The following is a 23903-nucleotide window of genomic DNA, read 5'->3' as shown; positions in this document are numbered from 1 at the left end:
GCTCTTAATTTTTGGAGTGCTGAATGTTTCCGATGAATATACACGAGACGTTTGTTTTGTGAGACATCAGCTACAATTAAAACCATTAGAGATTTACAAAAAAATGTAAGTAAAGTCAGTAATTCTATTACTTTGAACAGTTAGAAATCAATTTTCTTACAGTATCTTCGAAATCAGTAATGTCAAATGGTTTATTTAAGTACGCATCAGCTTTGGTGGTTTTAGCGAGACTTTCGAAATCTGTATTGGCAGAATAAAAAATAATGGGAATATGGGCAGTAGCTAAATTGCTCTTGAGTATATCTATAGATGAAAGGCCTCCAAGTCCTGAAATCCAATTATCCATAATAATGAGTTCAGGTGTTTCAGCTAAGACATCATTTAAAACATCATTTGTATTTTTGCGATACGCTACATCGAACCCGAGCTGCTCAGCAAGTATACCAGAAAATTCCGCTGTGGCGCTATCATCTTCAAAAATCAATATTTTCTTATTCATCCACCTATTTTCATTACGCTTTTACATCTTATTACAAACCTAAAAAAAATATATTCAATATTAAATAGTATAGTCATAACTACAAGGAAAAAACGTGGGGTTTTGAAGCGGTATCTAGTATTAACATTGTGAGACGGATTACAAAACGATATCGATGAAAATTAGTATTACGAAAAAAGTGCAGATTGATTTCAATCTGCACTTTCACTTATAGAATCTATTTGAAAAATGGTTACATTTTGTTCAACCAGTCTTCTACTTCATCTTTAGTTTTGCCAGTTCCCTTTTGTAAGCGACCTAGTAACTCATCTTCTTTACCTTCAGCATATGTCAAATCATCGTCAGTCAATTCTCCATATTGCTGTTTTACTTTTCCTTTAAGCTCGTTCCAACGACCTTTCCAAGTTAATTCACTCATAATGTCCTCCTTTAAAGTTTGCCTATATAACGAACTCAATTACCACTTTATTTCATATTATTCATCAAAGTATCATAGATATGATCAGAAGCCGCTTATTTTCAAATTAGAGTTCGTTTTGTGAGACAGCAATATCTACTGAGTATATAAGTTTTTAGCACATCCTGGTTAACCCAAAAACACATTACAAGGGATTATTTTTAAAGAACCTATCCTCCAGAAACTCGTGAAATTTCACTTCAGAAGTTGAGGAGTCATAAATTAGATTTTGATTTTTATCAAAAATAATAGCGCGAGGTACTGCATCAACATTAAACATTAGTGGAAGAACACCTCTGGATGCATCGCCGCTGCAAATTTGCCGCCAATTCATATTTGCTTTTTCAATTGTTTCCCTGCAAAGATTTATGTCGCGATCCAGAGATACTGAGATGACTTCTATGCTATCTTGATATTTTTCGTAAATATCATTCAATTTGGGCATATCTTCCATACACGGCTGACACCAAGTTGCCCAAAAATCTATTATCACGTATTGGCCTTTAAAATCTTGAAAAGATATTTTTTCTCCAGATATATCTGTGCCGTTGAATGCTGGTAGGATCTGCCAGTTGTTATGCCCTAACTGTTCTATTCTTTTATATACAATGTTGCCCATTTCGGAGCGTCTTATATCTTCTGAAAGCTTCGAAAAGTGGCTATGCGCCTGTGACAAATCTATTTCCGATCGGTAAAGTAGCATGTCGAGTACATGCAGTGAAACAATCGATTCAGGATTCTCTGATATAATAGCTAGTTTTTCTTCTAGAGAATAACTTCTTTTATTATAATTTTTCAGCACATCGTTTTCAGGACCCTTTGAAAGGATGTTCGATTCATGTAGCTTGTCGATATGTCCAGCAACCTCAATGTCTCCACGCTCAAGAATAAATATCTGGTAAGCGTTAGTCATTTCTGGGATCTTTATAGCACACCAAGTAGGGATATTGACATTCCCTTTAAATTCGAATTTATCATTCTCTATTTCGCAAGAGTCTAGAATTATACCATTATCTATCAGGCGATAGAAGATTCCAATATCTACCAAATAAGCCTTTGCTCCCGAACTTCCTTCAATAGAGCCTTTAATGCTAAAATTGTCATTATCTCTAGAAAGCAAAATATGAGGGTTGCCTACCATAATGCAGATTATCAGCAAGAAAAAGAAACGAAATATCATAAAAGGTAATATTTAGGTGAAATTAAATATACGTAATATTGCCATCTTTTTTGAGATAGATTGGAAAAGGAGATGCTTGAATGTTCAGAAAGAAAAGCACAAAACCAACGCCCAAAGCCACATAGATTTTAGACCAGGTTATTTTTTCGTTCTTCACGCCCTTGGTTCCCAAGCAGCTTAAAGCGAGCAGTACCAATGCAAATACTTTGGTGTATAATGTATGTGAGAACAACCCAGCGGTTCGGTCGAAATTGCCCAATATTTTGTTGATGACTTCTAACGTCCATTTACGTTCAAAAAAGAAACCATAGCAAAACCAGTAAAGGTGCATAAGTACCAAAAGGATACTCACTGCCCTCATAAAAGCCATTATTTTGGCTAAACCTCTTAAATCGTCTTCTCCCTGCATTATTTTAATTTTAATGTTCGGGCGTGAATTTAAAGGCTCTATATAGTGGCTATAAGAATGCGGCACTCAATGGCTTTGTGTGGCGGTGTTTGGCGTTATGTTGTTGCTAAAATATAGCATCCAACAGCAAGTTGGTTTTTTGTACATTTACTTTTTGATATATAAAATGAAATTTGAAAAACATTTTCCGGCAGAGAACCTAAAACGCTTCATAAAGTATTTTGTAGTGTCGGAGAATGAATTAGGAGGTGAATACAAAGTTTTTCCGTCTTCGGGATTGGTGATTGGCTTTCAATACAAAGGACAGCTTTCAACAATAGACGATATAGCAGAAAACAAACTCAATTCCGCAGGAATTACAGGAATTTCTGACAGTTACAAAATCTTCAAAAATTCGGTTGACATTGGAACGATATTGATTTACTTTACTGAAATTGGTTTTACTCATTTTTCTTCACATCCTGCCAATGAACTGTTTAATCTAAGCCTTTCTCTTGATGATATTTTTGATAAAAGCAGTGTAACAGAAGTAGAAGAAAAACTGACAATCGCTGTCACCGACAAACAAAGAATAAAAATCATTGAGCAGTTTTTAGCAGCGCAACTGAAAGACATCCAAACTGACAGATTGATTGTTGAAGCGATTAAACTCATCTATCAAAGTAAGGGAACTGTTCGTATAAAAGAACTGAATGAAAAACTATTTATCAGTCAAAGTCCGTTTGAAAAAAGGTTTAGGAAAATCGTAGGAACAACACCTAAGAAGTTTGCTTCTATTGTCCGTTTCAACGCTGTTTTGGACCGCTTGAATAACACCAAATCACTGACCGAAATTTGCTACGAAAATAATTTTTTCGACCAAGCCCACTTCATCAAAGACTTTAAGCAGTTTACAGGCGACACACCCGAAAATTTCAAACGCTTCCTGTGAAAAACGATTTTTTACAATTACAGGTTTTTAAATAGCTGGACTTTTGCTTCAATAATTAAAAATCAAGAAAAATGTTTACAGGTCAATCAATAGATCTTTCAAAATCCTCCTTTTAGGTGAGTTTTCACAATCAGTGGGAGCTGTAATCTTCATATCACATAATTTTTAATTAGCTTTTAATATGACAAACATAAGATATAAGAAATTAAAGAAAATTGCGTTGTGATATATAATTACATTCCTTTTGTGAGACACTATTTTGTTTGGTATAGTATCTTCGATTTAAGAACAAGCGTTTTACTTTGCTTATTGTAAGTATTGCTAAAAGCATTACCATAAGCATCTATGATGCTTAAAACCCGCTTACAATTGCATAATTTGAATTTTATATCTAAAATATTTTTTACTACGGGTGGACGATTATAGTACTCCCTTTTTGCTGGACAGCAATAGTTCAAACTTAAGTTTATTTACGACACTTTTTTATTATTTTGATAGAATACCTGATTTGGGGTAAAATGGTCCATAGACTGATGTCTTCTTTCCGTATTGTAAAATTCGACATACCTTTTCACACCTTGGAATAACTCCATGCCACCGTTAGGTGGGTTCAAATAAATGTATTCCTGCTTCAATGACCTCCAGAACCTTTCGATAAACACGTTGTCCAGCGCTCTTCCTTTTCCATCCATTGATATACTCACACGATTATCCTTGAGGACTTTGGTAAAGATCGGACTGGTAAATTGTGAACCCTGATCGGTATTGAATACTTCAGGAGTGCCGTGCTCTGCTATTGTTTCCAACAGCACATCCCTGCACCATTCCACCGTCATGGTATTAGAGATACTCCACCCCACAATCTTTCGACTATACACATCTATAATGGCGAACATATACATGAAGCCTCTAAACATAGGAATATAAGTGATGTCGGCCTGCCAAACTTGGCTTGGCCGCTCTATCTTTAAGCCTTTGAGTAAGTACGGGTATTTGTAATGTGTTGCATTTGCTTTACTTAGGTTCTTCTTTGGGTAAATGGTCCGAAGGCTCATTAGCCGATATAAACGCCGTACGCGCTTGGCATTTATACGATACCCTAGATCTTTGTTGAGATACGCAGTCATCCGTTCCACACCGTAAAATGGACAGTCCAGAAACTTGCGGTCAATTAGCTTCATGATGGACTGATTCAACAAGGATTCACCTTTAGGCTTGAAATAATAGAAGCTACGCTGAAGATTCAGCAGCTTACACTGCCCCACAATACTTAGCGGTTTATATCCTGGGGAAACAAGTCCGCGCCTTTCAATCATGCTCATTTCCCCAATACCTTTTTTAAGAAATCAACTTGGATCTGAAGTTCACCAATCTTGGAATAAAGTTCTTTCTCTTTAGACTCTTCTTTCTGTGTAGGTTTCTCTGAACCGAACACCGTGTCAGCTTTCTCCAGAAATTCCCGTTTCCAAGCGGTGATCTGTGTGGGATGAAGGCTGTATTTGGAAGCAAGTTCCTGCATGGTACTAACTTCTTTAAGGGCTTCTAAGACTACTTTGGTCTTGAAAACCGGACTGAATTTTCTACGCTCTTTTTTCATTTTCAACTGTTAAATTATCGAATTTAATCAGCTGTCCAATATTTGGGGAGTATTATAGATTGCCCAACCCTCATATTGCCTTAATATAATTTCCCCGTTACCGCTAGGAACGTAGTTCACGAAATTAAACAACTCTTTCTTCTCAATCTTTCGCTCAGCCATCGTCTTTTCGCATTGGGCGAATACAACGCCTTTGCTTTTCAGCGCAAGTAATAATTCCTGATAGCTGTTGGCTTTCTTGTACATTTCCACACCGTCTGAAAATGCGATTACCTCTATATGCAGTTTGCCTTTCAGTCTTGGGTCGGTCAGTACGTTATTGATATTGCGAAGTATGCCCCTTACTTTTTTATCGTCCGCTTCGTTCAGGATATAGAGTGCGTTGTAATGCTTTTTGTATGCTTTTGCAGGCTCAAAAACGGTATCTGATTTTTGTTGTGCAAAAACGCCGATGGACGTAAGGCACAATACAGCTATCAGCAGGGTTTGTAGTTTTTTCATTTTATTTTTCGTTTTATTGTTCATTAATTAATTCCGCTATCTGTTTCACGAATTTGTCGGATGCGTAATTGGCAAATCCCGTGTGATGAAACCTGACTTTTCCATTCTTATCCAGTACGACCGTAGTGGGCAATGAACCGGAGTACACTTCTGCCGGAACAGTACCCTTGGACTGATACATTGGTACTGAAAACTTTTCCTTGTCCAGATATGCCTTACCCGTTGCGGAGTCGTTGTCCTCGTTGATGGTCAGGAAGTATATATCGGGGTTGTCCTTGAACTTCGTATAAAGCGTTTCAATGGAGGGAAATTCAGCCCGGCAGGGCGGACACCACGATGCCCAAAAGTTGATGAACACGACCTTGCCCCTTAATGACGAGGTATTTTGAACGCTTCCCTTTCCGTCCGTAAAATCAAAATCTGCATTAGCCTGGCTCGCCATTCCCGCTTCCGGTTTATCCATACTCGGATTAAAAAGCCCTGTTGCCATTAACTGCCGAAGCAGGAACGATTTTGCATCGGGGCTTATCAGCAATATTCCGATGGCAGATACCATCAGGATAGTAAAGGCATTTTTCTTCAGGTACTGCCAGAATTTATCTGCAGGCAGTTTCTTTTTTTCAAGCTCTTTATTGTTCAACATAATTCCGTTTTTACCTGTTAGTTGCTTTCGACCAATTCATTGAGGGCTTGCACCATTTCGGGGCTTGTATAATCCTTGCCGCCCTCTATGCGGGCTATCATATCCCCGCTTTTGTCCAGTATGACCGTTGTGGGAATGGAGCCTCCCAAATAATCCGGCGGAATATCCCCGGCAGGAACATAGACGGGTAAATCATACTTGTTCTTCTCCATAAAGGCGGTGGATTTTTCCATCTTGTTGTCCACATCCACCATCAGGAACGCGATGTCGTCATTAGCCTTGAATGACTGTCTTAGGGTGTTGATGGAGGGCATTTCGTGAATGCAGGGCGGACACCACGTCGCCCAAAAATTGATGAATACGACCTTTCCCTTTAATGCGCCTAATGAAACGGTTTTACCATCCTTGTCCGTAAAGGAAAGATCTGAAGCTGTCGAAGCCGGAGCTTGCGCCCCAGTGACTCCTGCCGTCGGGGTATTCCAGTTCTCTGCCTTGTCCGCTTTGTTCCTGTCCGTATTTCCGCAGGCTTCCAGCGCAATGGCTGTGATGATGAACATCCCGGAACGAACCGCCAGATTTTTAAACTGTATTTTCATAACAAATTCTTTTATCGTTTTTTATAAATCTCATTTTTCTATTCATTCAATAACTTCTTTATCAGGTCAACCACTTCCTTTGAAGAATAGTCTGCACCGCCGACCTGCCTGCCTATGATATTGTTTTGCTTATCCACTATAATCGTGGTCGGGATAGAACCTGTAAAAAGCTCACGGGGTATTTCGCCATCGGGAACGTGGACGCGCAGGTCAAACTTTTTGTTCTTCATCCACTTTTTTGACCGTTCCATATTCCCGTCCACATCGACCATCAGGAACACCAAATCCTTATTGTCCTTAAAGGTCTTCCGCAGTTCATTGATGGAGGGCATTTCGTGAATACAAGGCGGACACCAAGTCGCCCAAAGATTGATGAAGACCACCTTTCCTTTCAGTGATTTCAGGGATATGCTTTTGCCGTTTTCGTCTTTGAACTTCAAATCAGGTATTTTCTGCGCACAGGACACTGATGGCCGTTCGCCAATAGTGACTTGATTTGCGGTCGTTTTTCCGTCAATGCCATTTCCGTTCACTGATGCGTATGCCCATCCCGTAATGACCATTAGCGGGAGAAAGGCTATTCTTTTGATGTATGCGTTCATAATCCTATTTGTTTATTATCTTCGATGAGCTCGCAGGCTCGGTTTTACCCTCTTTGATTTCCTCCGATGGTTTGATAATGATTTTGTCGGCTGGAGAAAGGTTGCCGAAAACCTCTGTCAGCGTATCTAAACGAATGCCCTCGCTTACGGCAATCCGTCTTACTTCATCGCCCTTCAACGTCAGTACATACGCTCCCGACTGCGTGTTCAATACGCTCTTGCTCTGTACCCAATTGGACGGGCTTTTACGCTTTAACTTTAGCTTGACCTGCGCATAGTCGCCGCCCTGTAAATCGCCTGACGGGTTGCTCACATCAAACTCCAATGTAAGTGAACGGTCTTGCTGGTCGAGCAAACCTGACGTACGGGAAAGTTTGGCACCAAAGATCTTACCTGGCTGTGAGCTTACGGAAAATGTTGCGGGCATACCCTGGCGAACGGATGAAGCGTGTTTTTCGGGCAGGGATAAGGTCAGGCGGAGCTTATTGCGCTGCGCCATCATAAATAATGGCGTATTGCTCCGGGTTCCCGCCAATGCGCCGACCGAAACATTCCTTTGGATAATCACGCCGTCAAATGGTGCCGTAATGCGCAGATACTGCGACAACTGCGAGGCATGCGCGGTACCCGCTTTGGAAGCATCATAAGCGGACTTTGCGCTTTCCATCGCACTTTTAGCCCTGTCGAGTTCAATGTCCGCTACCGCTCCCGTTGTTTTGGAAGCTGTTACCAATCGGTCATAAGCCTGTTTTGCATAGAGGTAATCACTATAAACCTTTTGCTCTGTAGATTTATCGGAAAGGTACTGCTGCTGCATTTCGGGGGCTTCCAGCACCGTCAAAAGCTGCCCTTTGCGCACCCTGTCGCCACGGTCAACGTATAGTTGTTTTACAAAGCCTGTGACCTTTGCATACACCGCTACCTGCTCGAAAGGTTTGAGTTCTGCCGGAACGGATATTTCGTATTCGGGATTGATGACCTGTACGGGAGCCGTTTTATAGTTCCCGGGTTTAGGCTGCTCCTTTTGTGCCTGTCCTTTTTCCTGCTCCTTTTGTGAGCAAGCCGAAAGCAACAATACCAGCGATGCGATCAGTGCCAGTAGGGTTGTTGATTTTCTATTGATTGAAATGGTGTGATACATTTTATTCTATTTTTTAAAAGTTTGTTATATCGTTTGTTTACCGGATTGTACTGTATAATACCTGCTATCTGCATCATCAGGGTCTAGCGACGGGCTGACAATGGAAGTCCTCGACATCAGCGAAGAAAAGAAATGCGGAACCAATAACAGGATGGTTACGGTGGAGGCAATCAGCCCGCCGATTACCGCCCTGCCCAAAGGGGCTACCTGTTCCGCTCCGTCGCCCAAGCCCATTGCCATCGGCAACATCCCGGCAAGCATCGCCGCCGCCGTCATCAGTATAGGTCTTAACCTTGACGAAGCCGCTAGCCTTGCGGCGTTGAGCGGTTTCAATGCCATTTTTTTCCGGTAAAATTCAGCCTGATTGACCAATAGCACCGCATTGGAAACCGATACTCCAAGCGACATAATGATACCCATATAGGATTGCAGGTTGAGCGTACTGCCCGTGAGGAATAGCATGATCAAGCTGCCTGCAATCACGGCAGGCAATACCGAAAGGATGATGAGTGGTACTTTGAACGATTGGTAATAAGCGGAAAGCATCAGGAATATGGCGATAATGGCTACGCCCAAACCTGCCAAAAGGCTGCCCAACGTATCATCCAGCAACTGCAATGTTCCCTCTGTCCATACGATAGTCCCACGGGGCGGTTCTCCCACATCTTTGATGGATTGTTTTACCGCCCGTGAAGCCATACCCAAATCCTTGCCGTAGACATTGGCAACGATGGTTACATAGCGGTTCGGCCCCTTGCGGTTTACCTGCGCCGGAGCCGTAACCCTGCGTATGGTCGCCACATCCTCTAATACTGGGCGAAGACTTCCGGCTTTCAGCGGAAGCGAACGCAATCGTTCCTGCGACATAATCCCCTCGGGTATTTGTACCTGTGTCTGGAATACCAATCCCGACCGCGGGTCTATCCAAAGGTTTTTGTCCGTGAAACGGGTAGATGAGGTAGCCGTAACAAGGCTGCGTGTAATATCCTGCATCGTCAGACCGAACTGCCCGGCAAGGTCACGATCGACCTCGACTTCCATACTCGGATAGGCGATGGGTTCCGCAATGCGGACATCCCGCAGGTACGGCACTTTTTTCAGGTTAGCTTCAATCTTTGATGCGTGTGCAAAAGCCCCCTTTACCTGACCTGCGCCTACCTTTACCTCAATAGGTGTCATCGCTCCCTGACCCATAATTTTTTCGGTCAGTTCCATTGGTTCAAAATTGAAAGCGACTTCGGGGTGGTTCCTGATAATCTTATTGCGGACTTTCTCCTTGAAGTCTTCCATTGAACCGCCATACAGGTCCTGATTGACGGATATTTGCAATATGGCTTCGTGGGAAGCGTTACTGAAAAGGAATATGGGGTTGATAGGCGAACTTGCGGGGTGCATCCCCACAAATGCGGAGGTAATTTTCAATCCATCTTCGGGCAGTTCCGCTTTAATATCCTCGGTAATCTCTTTGACAATCTGCTCTGTTTTTTCAAGCCGGCTACCCGGCGGGGCGTCTATGCGGACTTGAAAATCGCCGTTATTGGAAACGGGCATGACGTCCGTACCCACGACGGTCAACAGAATACCTGCAACAGCGCCAGCGACCAGCACATATACGATAAAAAGCGGTACGGCTTTGCCCTGCCATTTGCGCATCCGGTAGGAATAGTTGACCCGGAACTTATCGAAGAAAGCCCGCTTCCTCGGTATATCGGCATCGGTGTTGTGCTTATTCTTCATCATCCAGTTTGCCAGTATCGGCACAAAGGTCTGCGAAGCCAGAAAGGAAGCTATCATCGCAAAGGCAACCGCCATTGACAAAGGCATAAACATATCTTTTGGGATGCCCGTCATAATAAAAGCAGGGGTCAGCACCGCAAGGATACAGAGCAATATCAGCAATTTAGGGATGGAGATTTCAAGCAGGGCATCCACAATCGCCCGCTGTTTGGGCTTGTCCATTTCCATATGCTGGTGTATGTTCTCTATGGTTACCGTGGCTTCATCAACGAGAATACCGATGGACAGCGCAAGACCGCTCAACGTCATAATATTGATGGTCTGGAGTTGCTACCTTTAGTGCGAGACAGATTTAATCAGTAATTTTAAATTTGATGATATGCATAGAAAATTTGATGATTCGTTTAAGATAATGGCTGTTGAGCTGAGTATTGTGAAAGGCTCAGTTTCGGAAGTGGCCAAGGAGCTGGATATCGATCCCAGTTTGCTCAGTAAATGGCGCAGGAACCCACGTTTCAATGGCAACAAAGTTCTTCCGGACAACCCCAAGATAAGCCCCCAGGAGCAGGAGTTGAGGGTTTTGCGCAAAAAACTAAAAGATGCGGAGCTAGAGCGCGACATCTTAAAAAAGGCCATCGCCATCTTCTCCAAGGGAGACGGTCCATATACCGGTTCATAGCAGCGAATCGAGAGGTATATTCCGTAGAGAAGATGTGCGATGTATTTAGTGTTAGCGCTAGTTGTTTTTACCGCTGGTTGGTTTCTCCAGAGTCCCCTGGTGAACAGCGGGTTAAAATACTTGTTGAGAAAATACAAAAAATACACAAGGAGAGTGATTGTATATATGGCAGCCCAAGAATAACAGCTGAACTGCATAAAGCTGGAGACCCGGTTTCCAGATCCTATGTAGCAAGGTTGATGAAGAAACATGGTATACGCAGTAAAGTGAAAAAGAAGTATAAGGTGACAACAGATTCCAGCCATGGCTATCGGATAGCTGAAAATCTCCTCCAAAGAGATTTTTCAGCGGATACCCTGTCGCAAAAGTGGGTCGGCGATATCACCTATATCCATACCAGCAAGGGCTGGCTTTATTTGACAACCGTTATTGATCTGGCGGACAGAAAAGTGATCGGGTGGTCTTTGAGCACCGATATGACAGCTGAAAACACCTCGGTAGCCGCCATGAACATGGCTGTTGGGAACAGAGCTCCCAAGAATGGACTGATCTTTCACTCCGACAGAGGGGTTCAGTATGCCTGTGACGAATTTAAATCGATACTCAGGGATAATAATATAACCCAGAGTATGAGTAGGAAGGCAAACTGTTGGGATAATGCGGTGGCTGAGAGCTTCTTCAAATCACTAAAAGCTGAAATGGTCTACCACAGAAGATTTATTGATCAGCAGTCCGCTAAATTAGAGGTATTCGGATATATTGAAGGCTTTTACAATACCAGAAGAACACATTCGGCATTAGGGTATAAAACACCTAAGCAAATGGAAGAAATGCTGCTGAACAAAGAAAAACTAGCAGCGTAAAAAAAGTCTCTCATTTTTAGTTGCAGTTCCAGATGAACAATACAACAAGTTCAAAGACGGTCAAACAGTTTACATTCCGAATTTGGTCGATAAGAAAGGGCAAACTTATAACGGCTATATCACATTCAACAAGGAAACAGGAAAAACCAACTTTGAGTTTCCCAACCAATACAAGGAACGGATAAAACCTACAGAAGCCCATAAAACGCAGATTGCCGTCAATTCCGAGGGCAAGACCAACGAAGCGACCAAGAATATCAAAGAGCCTCTACAGAAAGGGCAGCAAAGACCGAAAAACGAAAAGCAACAGGAGCAACAGAACAAACCCAAAGCACCTGCAAAATCAAAGGGTAGGAAAGTTAGTTAGGTATGAAAACAATTATCGCAGAAAAACCAAGCGTAGCAAGGGAAATAGCCGGCTTGTTGGGTGTTTCCGAAAAAAAGGACGGTTATCTAACGGGCAATGGCTATTTCGTTACGTGGGCATTCGGACACCTTATCGGTTTGGGAATGCCCGAAGATTATGGGATTTCGGGATTTGACAAGGCTTCCTTGCCGATACTCCCGAATCCGTTTATTTTGACTGTTCGTAAGGTCAAAAAAGACAAAGGTTATACAGTCGATACTGGAGCATTAAAGCAACTGAAAGTCATCAAGGAGCTATTCCATAAAAGCAACAGTATTATCGTAGCTACCGATGCAGGTCGTGAGGGTGAACTTATCTTTCGGTACATTTATGAATATCTGAAATGCCGTAAGCCCTTTCAGCGGCTTTGGATAAGCTCGCTTACTGAAAAAGCAATCAAGCAAGGGTTTGACAGCCTGAAAGACGGTAAAGAATTTGACGGCTTATTTCAGGCTGCACAAGGCAGAAGCCGTGCCGATTGGCTGATCGGCATCAATGCGACACAGGCATTGAGTATAGCCGCTGGCAACGGCATTTATTCGCTGGGCAGGGTGCAAACACCTACATTGGCTTTGATTTGTAAACGCTATCTGGAAAATAAAAATTTCGCTATTAAAAAGTATTGGCAAATTCAGCTATTGCACCGCAAAGAGGATATTGATTTTAAGAGTATCTCAAAAACCAAATGGAACGAACAAAAGCTTGCGGAAGATACATTACGACTGGTCCAAAGACACGGAACCGCAACGGTCATATCTGTGGAAAACAAAAACACCACGGAGCAACCCCCCTTGCTTTTTGATCTCACAGGCTTGCAAAAAGAAGCCAATAAAAAGCTGAACCTGTCGGCAGAGCAAACACTCAATATTGCCCAGAACCTTTATGAAAAGAAATTTATTACCTATCCACGTACCGGAAGCAAATATATACCCGAAGATATGTGGAGTGAGATACCTAATCTTGTAAGAGCGTTACAGGACAATGATAACTTTAAGCAAGCTATTTCTAAATTAAAATGGGGTCGCTTCAATAAACGTGTCGTGAATGACCTGCGTGTAACAGACCACCACGGAATACTCATCACGGACAAAGTGCCGTCTGCACTCAATGCCGACGAAACAAAGGTTTATGATATGATTGCCTTTCGACTGCTCGAAGCTATCTCTCAGCCTTGCATTAAAGAAATAACGGATATAGCATTGGAAGTATCACACTACGATTTTATGCTAAAAGGCTGTAAAGTTTTGGAAGCGGGCTGGCGTTCGATCAAAGGAACATTTTCGGACGAAGATACCGAACCGATACAGGATTTGCCCGAACTGAAAAAAGGCGGTGAATTGAAAATCAAAGAAGCCTCCTGTTTGGAAAAGAAAACAAAACCACCTGTGCTGTTTACCGAAGCCGGACTATTGTCGGCAATGGAAAATGCCGGAAAGGAAATAGCGAATGAAGATGAGCGTAAAGCCTTGCAAGGCATTGGCATTGGAACACCCGCTACAAGAGCGGCAATAATCGAAACGCTTTTTAAGCGGGATTATATCAAGCGTGAAAAGAAATCCCTTGTTCCTACCGAAAAAGGATTGCAGGTTTATGATGCTGTAAAGGACAAAAGAATTGCCGATGTAGCTATGACCGCCGAATGGGAAATGGCTTTGCAGAAGATTGAAAACAACGAGGCAGATGCTATGGATTTTCACCAATCCATGGAAGCCTACGCCTCGGCCGTTACGCAGGAACTGTTGAGCATCAGCATTGCGGGCGAAAAGCAGCACGAACTGACCTGCCAAAAGTGCAAAGCCCATAAACTGCTCATCAGGGATAAGGTGGTCAAATGTCCCGATGAAGCGTGCAACTGGCTTTTGTTCCGCAATATCTGCGGGGTACGGTTGAGCCTTAACGAAGTGGAGAACCTCGTAAACAAAGGAACGACCAGCCTTATCAAAGGGATGAAAAGCAAAGCAGGCAAAAAGTTTGATGCCCGTATCGTACTGAAAGATACCTATGAAACATCGTTTGAATTTGACAACAGCACATATAAAAAGAGATGAACAGCAACGCAATCATAAGCCGAAAGGAAATAGAAAACCTTATCTACACAATACGGGGCAAACAGGTTATGTTGGACAGCGACCTTGCCAAGTTGTACCAGGTCGAAACAAAAAACCTTAACAAAGCCGTAAAAAGAAACATAGAGCGGTTTCCCCAATCATTCTGCTTTCAATTAACAGAAGAAGAAGCTGAAAACTTGAGGTTCCAAATTGGAACCTCAAGTTTAAATTACGGCGGCAGGCGTTACCTGCCCTATGTTTTTGGCGAGCAAGGGGTCGCCATGCTGTCCGCCGTTTTGCGCAGCGAGATAGCTGTAAAGGTCAGCATCGAGATTATGAATGCCTTTGTGGAAATGCGCAGATTGTTAATCGGAAATGCCGCATTGTTCTCCCGGATGGATAAAATCGAACTCAAACAGATTGAAGCGGACGGCAAATTTGAGGAAATCTTTAAGGCTTTGGAAAGCGGGAAGCTGCACAGTGATAAAGGTATTTTCTATGACGGGCAGATATTTGATGCCTATACCTTTGTCGCCGATATTATACGGAGCGCACAAAGGTCAATTATCCTTATAGACAACTATGTGGATGATACGGTGCTAACGCTACTCGGAAAGCGTGGGCAATCCGTATCTGCCACTATTTACACCAAAAATATCAGTAATCAATTACAACTCGATTTACAACGCTACAACAGTCAATATCCGGCTATCAATGTACACGCATTTGCCCATGCCCATGACCGTTTCCTCATTATTGACGGTACGGAACTATACCACATCGGCGCATCACTAAAGGATTTGGGTAGGAAATGGTTTGCCTTTTCCAAAATGAGCGCAGAGGCAAGTAAGATGATTAGTTTACTAAATGGCATATTGCGTGAGGGATAGCAGCGACATCCTTTTGTGGTCCTTTAAGATCCGCAAAAGATATAGCGGATAGCCCGACCCGGTTGCATTTTTGGGTCGTCCTCTGTGCGGTGGTTAAATGCAGACGGTGGCACGCCCCGGTACACTTTCTTTCCCACTTGCTTCAATTGTTTGAAAAAAAATTTTACCCAAGTTCTACCCAACTTGGGTTTTTTATTCATTTGAATGGTTCAGATTTGTATAGCCTATATCAAATTCCATCCGTTTGATTACAGGAACCCCTTACCGTAAAAGTGGAATTGAAGTAAGAGGGCGGAATTTATTAAGGCATCCGATAGGAGAATAAATTACCGCCTATGGAAATACCTTATATCCTAAAAATAGAAAGCGAATTTAAAAGGTGGATAGCCAATCCCAACGACCTCCCGGAGTGGAGCAAATACCCATTACCTTTCGCTGTCCAAAGGCAGGGCTTTACGCTGCCGTATTATGAACTATTGAGCCAGCAAATTAAAAACAGTCCTTTTTTTATAGATTTAGTGCAGCTTAATGTAAGCAACCCTGTTTATATTCCTTTCGACATTCAAGAGCGGCAACTGTACCTTTATTTTATGCTCAAAGGCACATTGTTGTATATGACTGAAAGCCGTAAGCCGATTATAAAAACGCAGCCTAACAGCTTCCTCATGTCCTATTACGATTCGGGCAGGTATTTCGCCTATGCCCAAAAAGGCATGCATATCTGTCTCGTGGTAAGTATTTTGCCTGAATGGATAGAAAGCATGTACCATAACTACCCTAATATCCAAAACGTCCTGCATCGTTTTAAACACGATAACCGCACCTACGACACCATGTACCAATGCAGGATGGACAGGAAGATACACCGATGGCTGTATAAAATATACAGTTATTCACAGACCAATATCGGGGCATTGGATGGCAATCTCCGCAAGTATATCAGCTACCTTCTGGAGCATTACGACACAATGTTAGAAGACCAAAAAGCCGACCTTGCTTATAAAATCAAAGCCTATATCCAGGAACATTATTGTGATAATGCGCTTACCATAAAATTCCTTTCAGAATACTTTTTCGTTACGGAACGTACTTTGCTCAATATCTTCAAACGCCAGTACCACATAAGCGTACAGGATTTTATTACCGAATTGCGCATTTCTCACGCCTTGTTCCTCATCGAAAAACAAGGGAAAGCTATAAAAGACGTATATATGGAAGTTGGCTACACCAATGAACGTCCATTTCGTACTGCTTTAGAGCAATACCTGAAACGCAGGTAACGGAATTTCCCCGAAATTGATAAAATCGGAAAATTTCTTACACAAAGTTGCTCAATATTTACCGATTTTGTCTTTCACACGCTTACGGCTTTGATGAACTTTGTATCAAAGGATGGTGATAACCATCATTAAGATACAAAGACAATGGAAACAGCAGCTACATATCAAAACCAAATCAAAAGAAAACGGATAACACTCAATGTCGTTATTATTCTTTTGCTGCTTCTTTGGATACCCGTAGGCATCGATAAAATAACAGACTTTACAGCGTTTAAAGGAGGCATTCTCCGCCAACCTTTTTCAGATAGCATAGGATATATCCTAATATACTCGCTCCCGGCATTGGAGTTAATAACAGTGCTGGCATTGGTAATGGAAAAGTATCGCAAAGCAGGTCTAATACTATCTACCGTATTAATGACCGCTTTTACAGCATATATCGCTGTGGCTCTTATGGGTGCATGGGAAAAATTACCATGCGGGTGTGGTTCGGTGATAAGTGGTATGAACTGGACACAGCATTTTTTCTTTAATCTCTTTTTCCTTTCCCTAAGCATTTTGGGGCTTTACTTATGGCATAAATTACGAGGTAGCAACGCCGGAGGCGAAGCTACCGAGGGCGCGTCTGCCAAAAGACATATAAAAAAGTATTTTTTAACATCAAAATTTTAAAGCGATGAAAAAATTAAAAATGAACCTATTTGCTGTAGTAGCAATAGCCATTGCAGCTGTAACCATGTCGTTTACCGTGATGAAAAACGCCAGTTTTGCAGGAGAAAAATGGTTTGAGTACACTGATGAAACCGGAGATGGAAATCCCAACAATCCTGAAAATTATATACTCACGCCAAGTGATGGCGCTAATCCGCCTACGTGTCCTGAAGGAAGTGACGAAATCTGTGCGGTTAAGGCTCAACCTGTGATGATTGGTGGTGAAGAACATCCCAATTTAGGTACTGTTATTGACGACAGAGAAAGAAAGCTGCAATAGCTTTTTCAGTAAATAATTTGAAAGAGTGTGAACAAGGATTATCCCATGTTCACACTCTATTTAGAGAATACTTTCGTTAATTAGATTTAATCATCCAAAGGAAAAGACCATTTCTTCAACCTCAAAATTTTAAAATGATGAAAAAAATAAAAAATAACCTATTTGCACTGGCAGCGGTAACCATTGCATCTGTAACAATGTCCTTTTCGGTAATGAAAAACGCCAGTCTTGCTGGAGAAAAATGGTTTGCCTATACAGATGAAACGGGAGATGGTAACATCTCCAACCCAGAAAATTTCGCACTTGTTAATGAAAATGGTAGTACAGCACCTCCGTGTATAACGGGAAATGATATATTGTGTGCTATTAAGGCAAAACCACTCATTGGAGATACTGAACACCCTGATATGAATACAGTTATTTCGTCTATATATACAAGGATAGAATAATAATTATTTGCGGTATTATGCTGAACCTTGTTACCGCTCGTTTTGTTGCATACCGTTGTTAAGTATCACACTATTGGGTATGGGCAAGACATACTTTGGACTGTTTGGCTCTAATGTATAAATCTTTCCATCAATATTTCTTGTTATCGTTTTTGAAAAACGGCTGTCCTTGTTCAATCGTCTTAAATCCGACCACCGTAATCCCCGCCATATTAATTCCTTTCTTCGCTCATCCAAGATAAACCTTAATACAGTTTCATCATTGTCCGAACTGAATGGAATAAATGTACTGTTATAGCGATTTTTTAATAGTTCGTTTACGGTCTGTAAAGCCGTGGTAATATTTCCTGCTCTTGCTTCACATTCAGCTTTTATCAGATAGATTTCGTTGGTAGAAATTCCGGCAAACCACATTCCTGAATTGCCATCGTAATTTCCCCTAAAGGAATAATAGCCCGCTCTGTTTCTAAAGAAAGCTGTTTTTCTAATATCGTTCGATTCATAAGACTTATATAGGTTGCTATCAATTCTTCCATAGGTAATGCTCATCACCATACGCCCAAAATCGTTAGCATGAAAAATTATTTCTTCATTATAGCGAGGTATCGGGAATGAGGTTGCCGACCCCATTGTTAATGTATTGTAATCAAGTAAAGCATCTGAATAGCTTAAACAAGTGTCTGCGTAAGATAGTGCTTTATCATAGTCTTCCATTGATAAGTATATGCGGGCTAACAGTCCATAGACAGCCTGCTTCGTTGGTGTTGTTTTATATGGGCTATTGACGGATAAAAGTATAACAGCCCTGTTCAAGTCATTGGTAATTTTAGTATAAGTTTCTTCAACCGATGACCTTATAGATTTCTCACCAATATCAGATTTTAACCTTAGTGGAATACCTAAGTCTGTTTGTGCCGTATTTTTCTCATAAGGTTTTGCCCAAAGCTGGGCAACATTGTAAAATGCAAAGGAGCGGAAAAACAAAGCCTCTCCCTCAATTTGGTTTTTTTCTACCGGAACAGGTTCAATTTTCTCCAACTGCTCCAAAATCAAATTGCATGAGTAGATTGCTGCATACATCATCGACCATTCGTTGGTTTCATCATCGTTAAATACATCATCATTCCATGTATAGATGTTTTTTGCTGTTAATGAAGTGAATCTATTCAAATTTTCTGTTTGTACAAATTGATTATCCGTAGCACCATCCTGAATTGAGGGATACCAGCTATTCATTCTCGATGTGTTATACAATAATGCTCTAAGGTCTGCAACCGTGGTCGGTACGACAAGCGATTTATCCGGTTTAACGTCCAAATATTTTTCACATCCTGAAAATGTGATTATTGTAATCAGTAATATTATTATATATCGTGTCATAGTTTCTAAATTTTAAAAGCCTGCTCTTAAACCAAATGAAAAAGTTCTTAGTGGTGATAAATCTCCAAATTCCGGGTCGACGTTATGTTTATCCGCTTTCCATATCGTCCCTAAATTGGTAGCGTACATCAATACCTCCAATCTTTTCAGTTTCCATTTGTTTTCCAATGATTTAATTTGGTAACTAAGGTTGATGTCCTGTAAGCGTATATTGTCTCCCTTTGAAATCAGCACTTCGGCACGTGGATAAAAATAGCCATCCCGATTGTTATTATTCGGATAGACCATTGACGGAATCTGTGTGGTGACTTCATCACCCGGCTTTTGCCATCTTAGACTAAAATCCGAATGCGAACCTGTGCCATTGAATATTGCGTTATAGTACACGCTGTTTCTCCTGAAATAGAACCCTAATTTATAGCTGATATTGAATGAAAGACTTAACCCTTTCCATGAGAACGTATTTCTTAAAGCACCGAAATGTGTAGGAGTGGCGGAGCCATAATAAATCAGTTCTTCTGGTGTGGTTTCGTTGCGGATGGCTGCATAATCTTTGCTTACTTCGCCATGAAGGTAGCCCATAGGGTCGCCTGTTTCGGGGTCAAGACCAGCCCATCGAAATGCAAAAATAGAATAGGCGGGTTTTCCAATGATGGGCGAAATAACCAATCCGCTATTAAGATAATTATTGAGGTCTCTTGTCTCGGCAAGATATTCCGTTATTTTAGTTTTTACGGTACTGTACAGCAAGTCTGTCCGCCATTCAAATGCTTTACGGATATTGACAATATGCAATTGTATATCTATTCCGTTTCCGGTCATGGAAGCCGAATTTCCAAGATAAGTGAACCCTCGGCTACTTAAGGAACCTATTGCACCTGTGGTTTGGTCGATAGGCATATAACCAATAAGGTCGGTATTTTTCTTGTGATAGTATTCAAATGTACCGCTTAAACGTTGTTTTAAAACAGCAAAGTCAAACCCTACATTGAACTGCCCGTTCTTTTCCCAACGAAGATTTTCGTTCGGTGGATTAACTAATACACCATAAGGCGTATTTATTAAATTTCCACCATTGTAATAACGCATTGTGGGCAGAGCCGAAACATTGCGATTGAGGTTACCGCTATAACCGAAAGTCGTCCTTAGCTTCAACAGGTCAAGCCATGTAATATTGATAAACCGTTCATTCGTCAGATGCCAGCTACCACCAACCGACCAAAGTGGGGTAAACCGTTGATTGCTCCTTACTCCAAACAGATTTGAGCCATCTTGTCTTGCACTAATGTTAAGATTATAGCGGTTATCAAACGTATAAGCCCAATTGGTAAAAAAGGATATAAACCTATCGTTAGTTTCGGATGTAAAATATGGATTTGGAATTTTTGCAATTCCACCTGTGGGACTGTACAAAGTATAATCAGTATCGTAATTAACTGCGATAGTCGTCAAAATATGGGGATTATAACCATATTGTGTAGACTGTGTTAGAGTGGTGTTTGCCTGACGAGCCTCTGCTCCAGCAAGACCTGTTAGCTGGTGTTTATCCCAAGTTTTGGAGTAATTCAGTTGTAAACGGAGAGATTGCGACGTGAAGCTGTTTGTTGATTCATTTAAGATATCGCCCAAAGGTATTGGGCGGAATAACGCTCCATCCGTACCAACCTGTGTATAGGTATTTATCCTATCACGGGTATAATAGGATGCCATGCTCCGTATATCTTTTCCTGCTCCCTGTGCGTTTTCATATTGGTATTTGATTTCTACAATCAGCCCTTTGCCAATGTCATAATTCAGCCCTGTATTCAATATCAGGCTGTTTGTTTTCTGCTTATTGTTGATGAGGTTTATTTCGTCCAATGGACGATACGTCCAATCTAATAATCCATTTTGTTTTGTTTCCTGAATATAGTTTGACCGATAATATCGGTCTATTGGTAAAGCGTTTCCATTTTCGTCCGCAATACGGGCATAAGGTAACGAAGAAAAATTGGTAGGTCTTCCTGCGTTTGTGAAGGTATGGGTAAAAAACAAGGCGGCATCCAAACTCAATTTTTTGGAAAGTCGAAACGTATTGTCAGAACGTAGATTATACCGTTTATAACCTCCATCGGTGGTGCTGGTATTGTCATCATAGCCACCAGAAAGATAATAGCTTACATTTTCGCTCTGCCCACTCACGTTTAGGGAATATTGCTGGTTTAGCCCTTTCCTGTAAACGTATTTATTCAATTCCCGACGTATATCGTATTGCGCTAATTCGTTCAGCCCTTGTTGCAATGCGGCATCGGTTAGTAACCCGTGTTTATTTTTATACATTAATTCCACTGCGGGGGATAATGGCACGTAGCCTAACTGCTCATTGGCATCGTAAAAGTTATTGTCAAAAAGCATTTTTTCGACACCTATATAATCCGCAGAAGACATATAAGGCAGTTGCATCATATCCGGCTTTTGAATAAGAGTCATATTGCTGTTAAACGATATGGCAGGCGGCTGGTTCCGTTTGGCTTTCTTGGTCGTTATAACGATTACACCGTTTCCGGCTCTTACGCCCCATATAGAGGCTGCGGTTGCATCCTTTAGAATGGTAATATCTTCCACATCGTTCGGGTTAATATCATTTATATTGCCCTCGTAGGGAAAATTATTCAGTATGATTAATGGTTTCGTATTGGAAAAAATAGTGCTTAGACCTCGTATGCTCAAATTGTTACTGCCTACACCGGGTCTGTTATCAAACATTGCTGAACTGGCAATACCGTCCAACCTGCTCAATACATCGGTAGAGATTTGACGATTAAACAATTCGTTGTCGATATGGTCAAATGACCCTGTGGCTCTTTCTTTGGGTATTTTTTGAATACCCGTGGATACCACTACTTCGCTTAAAGTATTGCTTGCCGGATTTAGGTGCACCGTCAATGGGTTTTGTGGAGCAGCAGAAAGGACAAATGTCGTATCTGCTAATCCAATGTAACTAACACTAACTGCTAAAGGGAATGCTTTATTTGTAAATTCAAAATTTCCGTCTTCATCAGTTTGTACGGTGTTATTCTGACTGCGGTTCAACAATTTGACCGTAGCACCTGCTACGGGCTGACCATTTTCATTATTGACTACCTTACCCCGAATGTTGGATATGTTTTGGGCAATGGTATTGGTAACTGAAAAAAGTATGAGTAAAAAAGTAATTGTTCGTTTCATTGAGTAGTTTGGTTTATAGTTCAGAAATGACAAAAAAATCCAGCACTCTTTCATCTTCCACGATGGCAATACCGAATGGTTTAAGTTGCCTGTTAACAGCTTCCACATCCTCAATAGCATGTGCTATTTTTGGGATGGCTATTTTTTGGTCAGTAAAATCATTTACAACAGGAATATGCTGTATATCTTTATTGGTCTTGTTTACCCAAGCCGAAAGGTATTGTAAGCGGTCTTCGGGTTTATTGGGGATTATTGTCGTTTTCCCTATAATCTTAATGGTATAGCATTTTGTATTACGTTTTTCCATACGCCCATTTATGCCAAAGTGATAATTGAGGTCAGCCTGTACTTTTTGGGGAAAGTGCTTCAATACTGACAATGGGGCAATCCATTCGTAGCAATACTTATCCTGTAAAAACCTTTTCTCCGAAACGGAAAATGGTTCCTTCAACTCCAGCTTTGTCCGGTTAGGTGGCATTGTTAGCAATTCTCTAAATGCAAGTTCGTACATACGGCGGATGTCAGCATTGGTAGATAGTACCCGAAAGGTGCTATCTTTTTCGTTCACTTTTGGTAGAGCATTTGAACGAGGAATGCCTTCTATGGCTAACGTAATAATACTTCTGCTAACAAAAAAATCCCCGTCAGCACCATTATTATTAAGCAGTAATGGACGTGTGTCATCATAGGTAAGGTTGTCCTTTTTCTGTGCAATGCTATTTGCATTGCCTTTCAATGCCGAAGTAATATTTTCCTTTGTTACATCAGATGAGTGTGTAATAGCTTGTACTTCGCCGGATTTGCTAATCCATACCTCATGCGGCAACATGGTGTAAGGGAAATGGAATTTATATGTATTGTCATCGGTAACTGAAAACAAGTTTAATCGGGAAAGTACTCGATTCTTCTTTAAGAATGCTTTTATTTCGTTGGCTTTCTGGTCTGTCATCGGTAAAATGATAACATCGTCTTTAAACTCCTTTTCCAGTTCGTGAAGTCTTGGCAATGCAGCTACACAAGTACCGCACCACGTACTCCAAAAATCCAATATTATCAGCTTGCCTTTGTAATCGGCAAGGGTGATGTTTTTTTTGTCCTGCGGGTGGTTCACCACCTGCAAAGGTGTGTTCCAAAGAGCATCAGGGATTTGGTCGCCGATGTTTAAAGCGGTGATGTTTTGGTTGTTTGCAGTCCCGACTTCTCGGGACTGCGGACGGGCTATGCCGACACCAAACAACATGAAACAAATTAGAATTAGGAAGTGCCTGCCGCCCGTTACCAGTTCCGGGTTATGGCAGGCTATAAAAATCGTTATCCTATTACGAATAAGTTTATTCGCCATTGGGTTTATAAATTATGGTTATTGGGAAATGATTAATTGCTCCGAGTATGGTTGCAGGACGTGCTAATCCGGGCT

General features: G+C 41.4%; 23 protein-coding genes and 3 pseudogenes. 11 read left to right on the top strand and 15 right to left on the bottom strand.

Going from position 1 to position 23903, the window contains the following annotated elements; all coding sequences use genetic code 11:
* Positions 1-127 precede the first annotated feature (127 nt).
* From AC3IRT_RS03880 to AC3IRT_RS03865, 4 genes and pseudogenes are all read right to left on the bottom strand, one after another.
* Complete coding sequence (locus tag AC3IRT_RS03880) at positions 128-499, bottom strand: response regulator (RefSeq protein WP_489395130.1); 372 nt, start codon at positions 497-499, stop codon at positions 128-130.
* A gap of 232 nt (positions 500-731) precedes the next feature.
* Complete coding sequence (locus AC3IRT_RS03875; protein ID WP_489395129.1) at positions 732-917, bottom strand: CsbD family protein; 186 nt, start codon at positions 915-917, stop codon at positions 732-734.
* Positions 918-1101: 184 nt separating this feature from the next.
* On the bottom strand, positions 1102-2097 hold the full coding sequence (locus AC3IRT_RS03870; RefSeq protein WP_489395128.1) for a thioredoxin-like domain-containing protein: 996 nt from the start codon (positions 2095-2097) through the stop codon (positions 1102-1104).
* A gap of 100 nt (positions 2098-2197) precedes the next feature.
* A pseudogene (locus tag AC3IRT_RS03865) lies at positions 2198-2545 on the bottom strand (YWFCY domain-containing protein); the annotation flags it as partial.
* 166 nt (positions 2546-2711) lie between these two features.
* Between AC3IRT_RS03865 and AC3IRT_RS03860 the strand changes: the two are divergent.
* Positions 2712-3476, top strand: a complete 765-nt coding sequence (locus AC3IRT_RS03860; protein ID WP_489395127.1) for a helix-turn-helix domain-containing protein — start codon at positions 2712-2714, stop codon at positions 3474-3476.
* Positions 3477-3946: 470 nt separating this feature from the next.
* On the opposite strand, the gene AC3IRT_RS03855 is transcribed toward AC3IRT_RS03860, so the two are convergent.
* From AC3IRT_RS03855 to AC3IRT_RS03820, 8 genes are read right to left on the bottom strand one after another with little or no spacing between them, the layout of a single operon-like run.
* Positions 3947-4798 (bottom strand): IS3 family transposase, encoded by an 852-nt coding sequence (locus AC3IRT_RS03855; RefSeq protein WP_489393126.1) that lies wholly within the window; start codon positions 4796-4798, stop codon positions 3947-3949.
* A complete protein-coding gene (locus tag AC3IRT_RS03850) occupies positions 4795-5073 on the bottom strand; it encodes a transposase (RefSeq protein ID WP_489393147.1) in 279 nt (92 codons plus the stop codon). The genes AC3IRT_RS03855 and AC3IRT_RS03850 overlap by 4 nt, the downstream gene beginning before the upstream one ends.
* Positions 5074-5100: 27 nt before the next feature.
* Entirely contained in the window at positions 5101-5574 is a 474-nt protein-coding gene (locus AC3IRT_RS03845) for a DsrE family protein (protein ID WP_489395126.1), read from the bottom strand.
* Between the two features lie 13 nt (positions 5575-5587).
* On the bottom strand, positions 5588-6217 hold the full coding sequence (locus tag AC3IRT_RS03840; protein ID WP_489395125.1) for a TlpA family protein disulfide reductase: 630 nt from the start codon (positions 6215-6217) through the stop codon (positions 5588-5590).
* Positions 6218-6234: 17 nt separating this feature from the next.
* Positions 6235-6813, bottom strand: a complete 579-nt coding sequence (locus AC3IRT_RS03835; protein ID WP_489395124.1) for a TlpA family protein disulfide reductase — start codon at positions 6811-6813, stop codon at positions 6235-6237.
* A 38-nt stretch (positions 6814-6851) separates the two neighbouring features.
* A complete protein-coding gene (locus tag AC3IRT_RS03830) occupies positions 6852-7415 on the bottom strand; it encodes a TlpA family protein disulfide reductase (protein WP_489395123.1) in 564 nt (187 codons plus the stop codon).
* Between the two features lie 4 nt (positions 7416-7419).
* Positions 7420-8556 (bottom strand): efflux RND transporter periplasmic adaptor subunit, encoded by a 1137-nt coding sequence (locus tag AC3IRT_RS03825; protein WP_489395122.1) that lies wholly within the window; start codon positions 8554-8556, stop codon positions 7420-7422.
* A 24-nt stretch (positions 8557-8580) separates the two neighbouring features.
* The gene (locus AC3IRT_RS03820) at positions 8581-10569 is read right to left on the bottom strand and encodes an efflux RND transporter permease subunit (protein ID WP_489396097.1); all 1989 of its coding nucleotides are present in this window, start codon (positions 10567-10569) and stop codon (positions 8581-8583) included.
* On the opposite strand from AC3IRT_RS03820, the gene AC3IRT_RS03815 reads away from it, so the two are divergent.
* The 10 genes and pseudogenes from AC3IRT_RS03815 (at position 10522) to AC3IRT_RS03770 (ending at position 17899) form a co-directional block, all read left to right on the top strand.
* Positions 10522-10656: a hypothetical protein gene (locus AC3IRT_RS03815; protein WP_489396153.1), complete on the top strand. Its 135-nt coding sequence runs from the start codon at positions 10522-10524 to the stop codon at positions 10654-10656. The genes AC3IRT_RS03820 and AC3IRT_RS03815 overlap by 48 nt on opposite strands.
* Positions 10657-10672: 16 nt before the next feature.
* Positions 10673-10876, top strand: a pseudogene (locus tag AC3IRT_RS03810) (transposase); the annotation flags it as partial.
* Positions 10789-11835 (top strand): IS3 family transposase, encoded by a 1047-nt coding sequence (locus AC3IRT_RS03805; RefSeq protein WP_489395111.1) that lies wholly within the window; start codon positions 10789-10791, stop codon positions 11833-11835. The pseudogene AC3IRT_RS03810 and the gene AC3IRT_RS03805, both read left to right, overlap by 88 nt.
* Before the next feature lie 43 nt (positions 11836-11878).
* Positions 11879-12202: pseudogene (locus AC3IRT_RS03800) on the top strand (hypothetical protein); the annotation flags it as partial.
* A 2-nt stretch (positions 12203-12204) separates the two neighbouring features.
* Positions 12205-14289 carry a type IA DNA topoisomerase gene (locus tag AC3IRT_RS03795; protein ID WP_380948346.1) on the top strand — a complete coding sequence of 695 codons (2085 nt, stop codon included), beginning with the start codon at positions 12205-12207 and terminating at the stop codon, positions 14287-14289.
* Positions 14286-15179 carry an ORF6N domain-containing protein gene (locus AC3IRT_RS03790; RefSeq protein WP_002993291.1) on the top strand — a complete coding sequence of 298 codons (894 nt, stop codon included), beginning with the start codon at positions 14286-14288 and terminating at the stop codon, positions 15177-15179. Before AC3IRT_RS03795 ends, AC3IRT_RS03790 begins: the two co-directional genes overlap by 4 nt.
* A 335-nt stretch (positions 15180-15514) precedes the next feature.
* The gene (locus AC3IRT_RS03785; RefSeq protein WP_002993288.1) at positions 15515-16459 is read left to right on the top strand and encodes an AraC family transcriptional regulator; all 945 of its coding nucleotides are present in this window, start codon (positions 15515-15517) and stop codon (positions 16457-16459) included.
* Between the two features lie 144 nt (positions 16460-16603).
* A complete protein-coding gene (locus AC3IRT_RS03780) occupies positions 16604-17131 on the top strand; it encodes a MauE/DoxX family redox-associated membrane protein (protein ID WP_002993285.1) in 528 nt (175 codons plus the stop codon).
* Positions 17132-17135: 4 nt separating this feature from the next.
* Positions 17136-17450 carry a hypothetical protein gene (locus AC3IRT_RS03775; protein ID WP_003010122.1) on the top strand — a complete coding sequence of 105 codons (315 nt, stop codon included), beginning with the start codon at positions 17136-17138 and terminating at the stop codon, positions 17448-17450.
* 134 nt (positions 17451-17584) lie between these two features.
* The gene (locus tag AC3IRT_RS03770; RefSeq protein WP_002993282.1) at positions 17585-17899 is read left to right on the top strand and encodes a hypothetical protein; all 315 of its coding nucleotides are present in this window, start codon (positions 17585-17587) and stop codon (positions 17897-17899) included.
* Between the two features lie 30 nt (positions 17900-17929).
* On the opposite strand, the gene AC3IRT_RS03765 is transcribed toward AC3IRT_RS03770, so the two are convergent.
* Genes AC3IRT_RS03765 through AC3IRT_RS03755 form a run of 3 tightly spaced genes read right to left on the bottom strand, consistent with a single transcriptional unit; the run spans position 17930 to position 23828 of the window.
* Complete coding sequence (locus AC3IRT_RS03765; RefSeq protein ID WP_002993280.1) at positions 17930-19279, bottom strand: RagB/SusD family nutrient uptake outer membrane protein; 1350 nt, start codon at positions 19277-19279, stop codon at positions 17930-17932.
* Positions 19280-19291: 12 nt separating this feature from the next.
* The gene (locus AC3IRT_RS03760; RefSeq protein WP_380948345.1) at positions 19292-22486 is read right to left on the bottom strand and encodes a SusC/RagA family TonB-linked outer membrane protein; all 3195 of its coding nucleotides are present in this window, start codon (positions 22484-22486) and stop codon (positions 19292-19294) included.
* A gap of 13 nt (positions 22487-22499) precedes the next feature.
* Positions 22500-23828, bottom strand: a complete 1329-nt coding sequence (locus AC3IRT_RS03755; protein ID WP_003010117.1) for a TlpA family protein disulfide reductase — start codon at positions 23826-23828, stop codon at positions 22500-22502.
* Positions 23829-23903 lie beyond the last annotated feature (75 nt).

The sequence above is a fragment of the Sphingobacterium sp. KH_072 genome (genome assembly GCF_057837975.1).
Note: the sequence above shows the minus strand (reverse complement) of the source record. Positions and strands in the feature narration are given on the sequence as shown.

Coding starts and splice junctions, on each gene's coding strand:
- AC3IRT_RS03855 (WP_489393126.1), bottom strand. CDS start 4,798: ATGAGCATGATTGAAAGGCGCGGACTTGTTTCCCCAGGATATAAACCG.
- AC3IRT_RS03785 (WP_002993288.1), top strand. CDS start 15,515: ATGGAAATACCTTATATCCTAAAAATAGAAAGCGAATTTAAAAGGTGG.
- AC3IRT_RS03770 (WP_002993282.1), top strand. CDS start 17,585: ATGATGAAAAAAATAAAAAATAACCTATTTGCACTGGCAGCGGTAACC.
- AC3IRT_RS03755 (WP_003010117.1), bottom strand. CDS start 23,828: ATGGCGAATAAACTTATTCGTAATAGGATAACGATTTTTATAGCCTGC.
- AC3IRT_RS03805 (WP_489395111.1), top strand. CDS start 10,789: ATGGCGCAGGAACCCACGTTTCAATGGCAACAAAGTTCTTCCGGACAA.
- AC3IRT_RS03845 (WP_489395126.1), bottom strand. CDS start 5,574: ATGAAAAAACTACAAACCCTGCTGATAGCTGTATTGTGCCTTACGTCC.
- AC3IRT_RS03860 (WP_489395127.1), top strand. CDS start 2,712: ATGAAATTTGAAAAACATTTTCCGGCAGAGAACCTAAAACGCTTCATA.
- AC3IRT_RS03840 (WP_489395125.1), bottom strand. CDS start 6,217: ATGTTGAACAATAAAGAGCTTGAAAAAAAGAAACTGCCTGCAGATAAA.
- AC3IRT_RS03870 (WP_489395128.1), bottom strand. CDS start 2,097: ATGGTAGGCAACCCTCATATTTTGCTTTCTAGAGATAATGACAATTTT.
- AC3IRT_RS03825 (WP_489395122.1), bottom strand. CDS start 8,556: ATGTATCACACCATTTCAATCAATAGAAAATCAACAACCCTACTGGCA.
- AC3IRT_RS03775 (WP_003010122.1), top strand. CDS start 17,136: ATGAAAAAATTAAAAATGAACCTATTTGCTGTAGTAGCAATAGCCATT.
- AC3IRT_RS03835 (WP_489395124.1), bottom strand. CDS start 6,813: ATGAAAATACAGTTTAAAAATCTGGCGGTTCGTTCCGGGATGTTCATC.
- AC3IRT_RS03815 (WP_489396153.1), top strand. CDS start 10,522: ATGCTGGTGTATGTTCTCTATGGTTACCGTGGCTTCATCAACGAGAAT.
- AC3IRT_RS03780 (WP_002993285.1), top strand. CDS start 16,604: ATGGAAACAGCAGCTACATATCAAAACCAAATCAAAAGAAAACGGATA.
- AC3IRT_RS03875 (WP_489395129.1), bottom strand. CDS start 917: ATGAGTGAATTAACTTGGAAAGGTCGTTGGAACGAGCTTAAAGGAAAA.
- AC3IRT_RS03880 (WP_489395130.1), bottom strand. CDS start 499: ATGAATAAGAAAATATTGATTTTTGAAGATGATAGCGCCACAGCGGAA.
- AC3IRT_RS03760 (WP_380948345.1), bottom strand. CDS start 22,486: ATGAAACGAACAATTACTTTTTTACTCATACTTTTTTCAGTTACCAAT.
- AC3IRT_RS03830 (WP_489395123.1), bottom strand. CDS start 7,415: ATGAACGCATACATCAAAAGAATAGCCTTTCTCCCGCTAATGGTCATT.
- AC3IRT_RS03795 (WP_380948346.1), top strand. CDS start 12,205: ATGAAAACAATTATCGCAGAAAAACCAAGCGTAGCAAGGGAAATAGCC.
- AC3IRT_RS03790 (WP_002993291.1), top strand. CDS start 14,286: ATGAACAGCAACGCAATCATAAGCCGAAAGGAAATAGAAAACCTTATC.
- AC3IRT_RS03850 (WP_489393147.1), bottom strand. CDS start 5,073: ATGAAAAAAGAGCGTAGAAAATTCAGTCCGGTTTTCAAGACCAAAGTA.
- AC3IRT_RS03765 (WP_002993280.1), bottom strand. CDS start 19,279: ATGACACGATATATAATAATATTACTGATTACAATAATCACATTTTCA.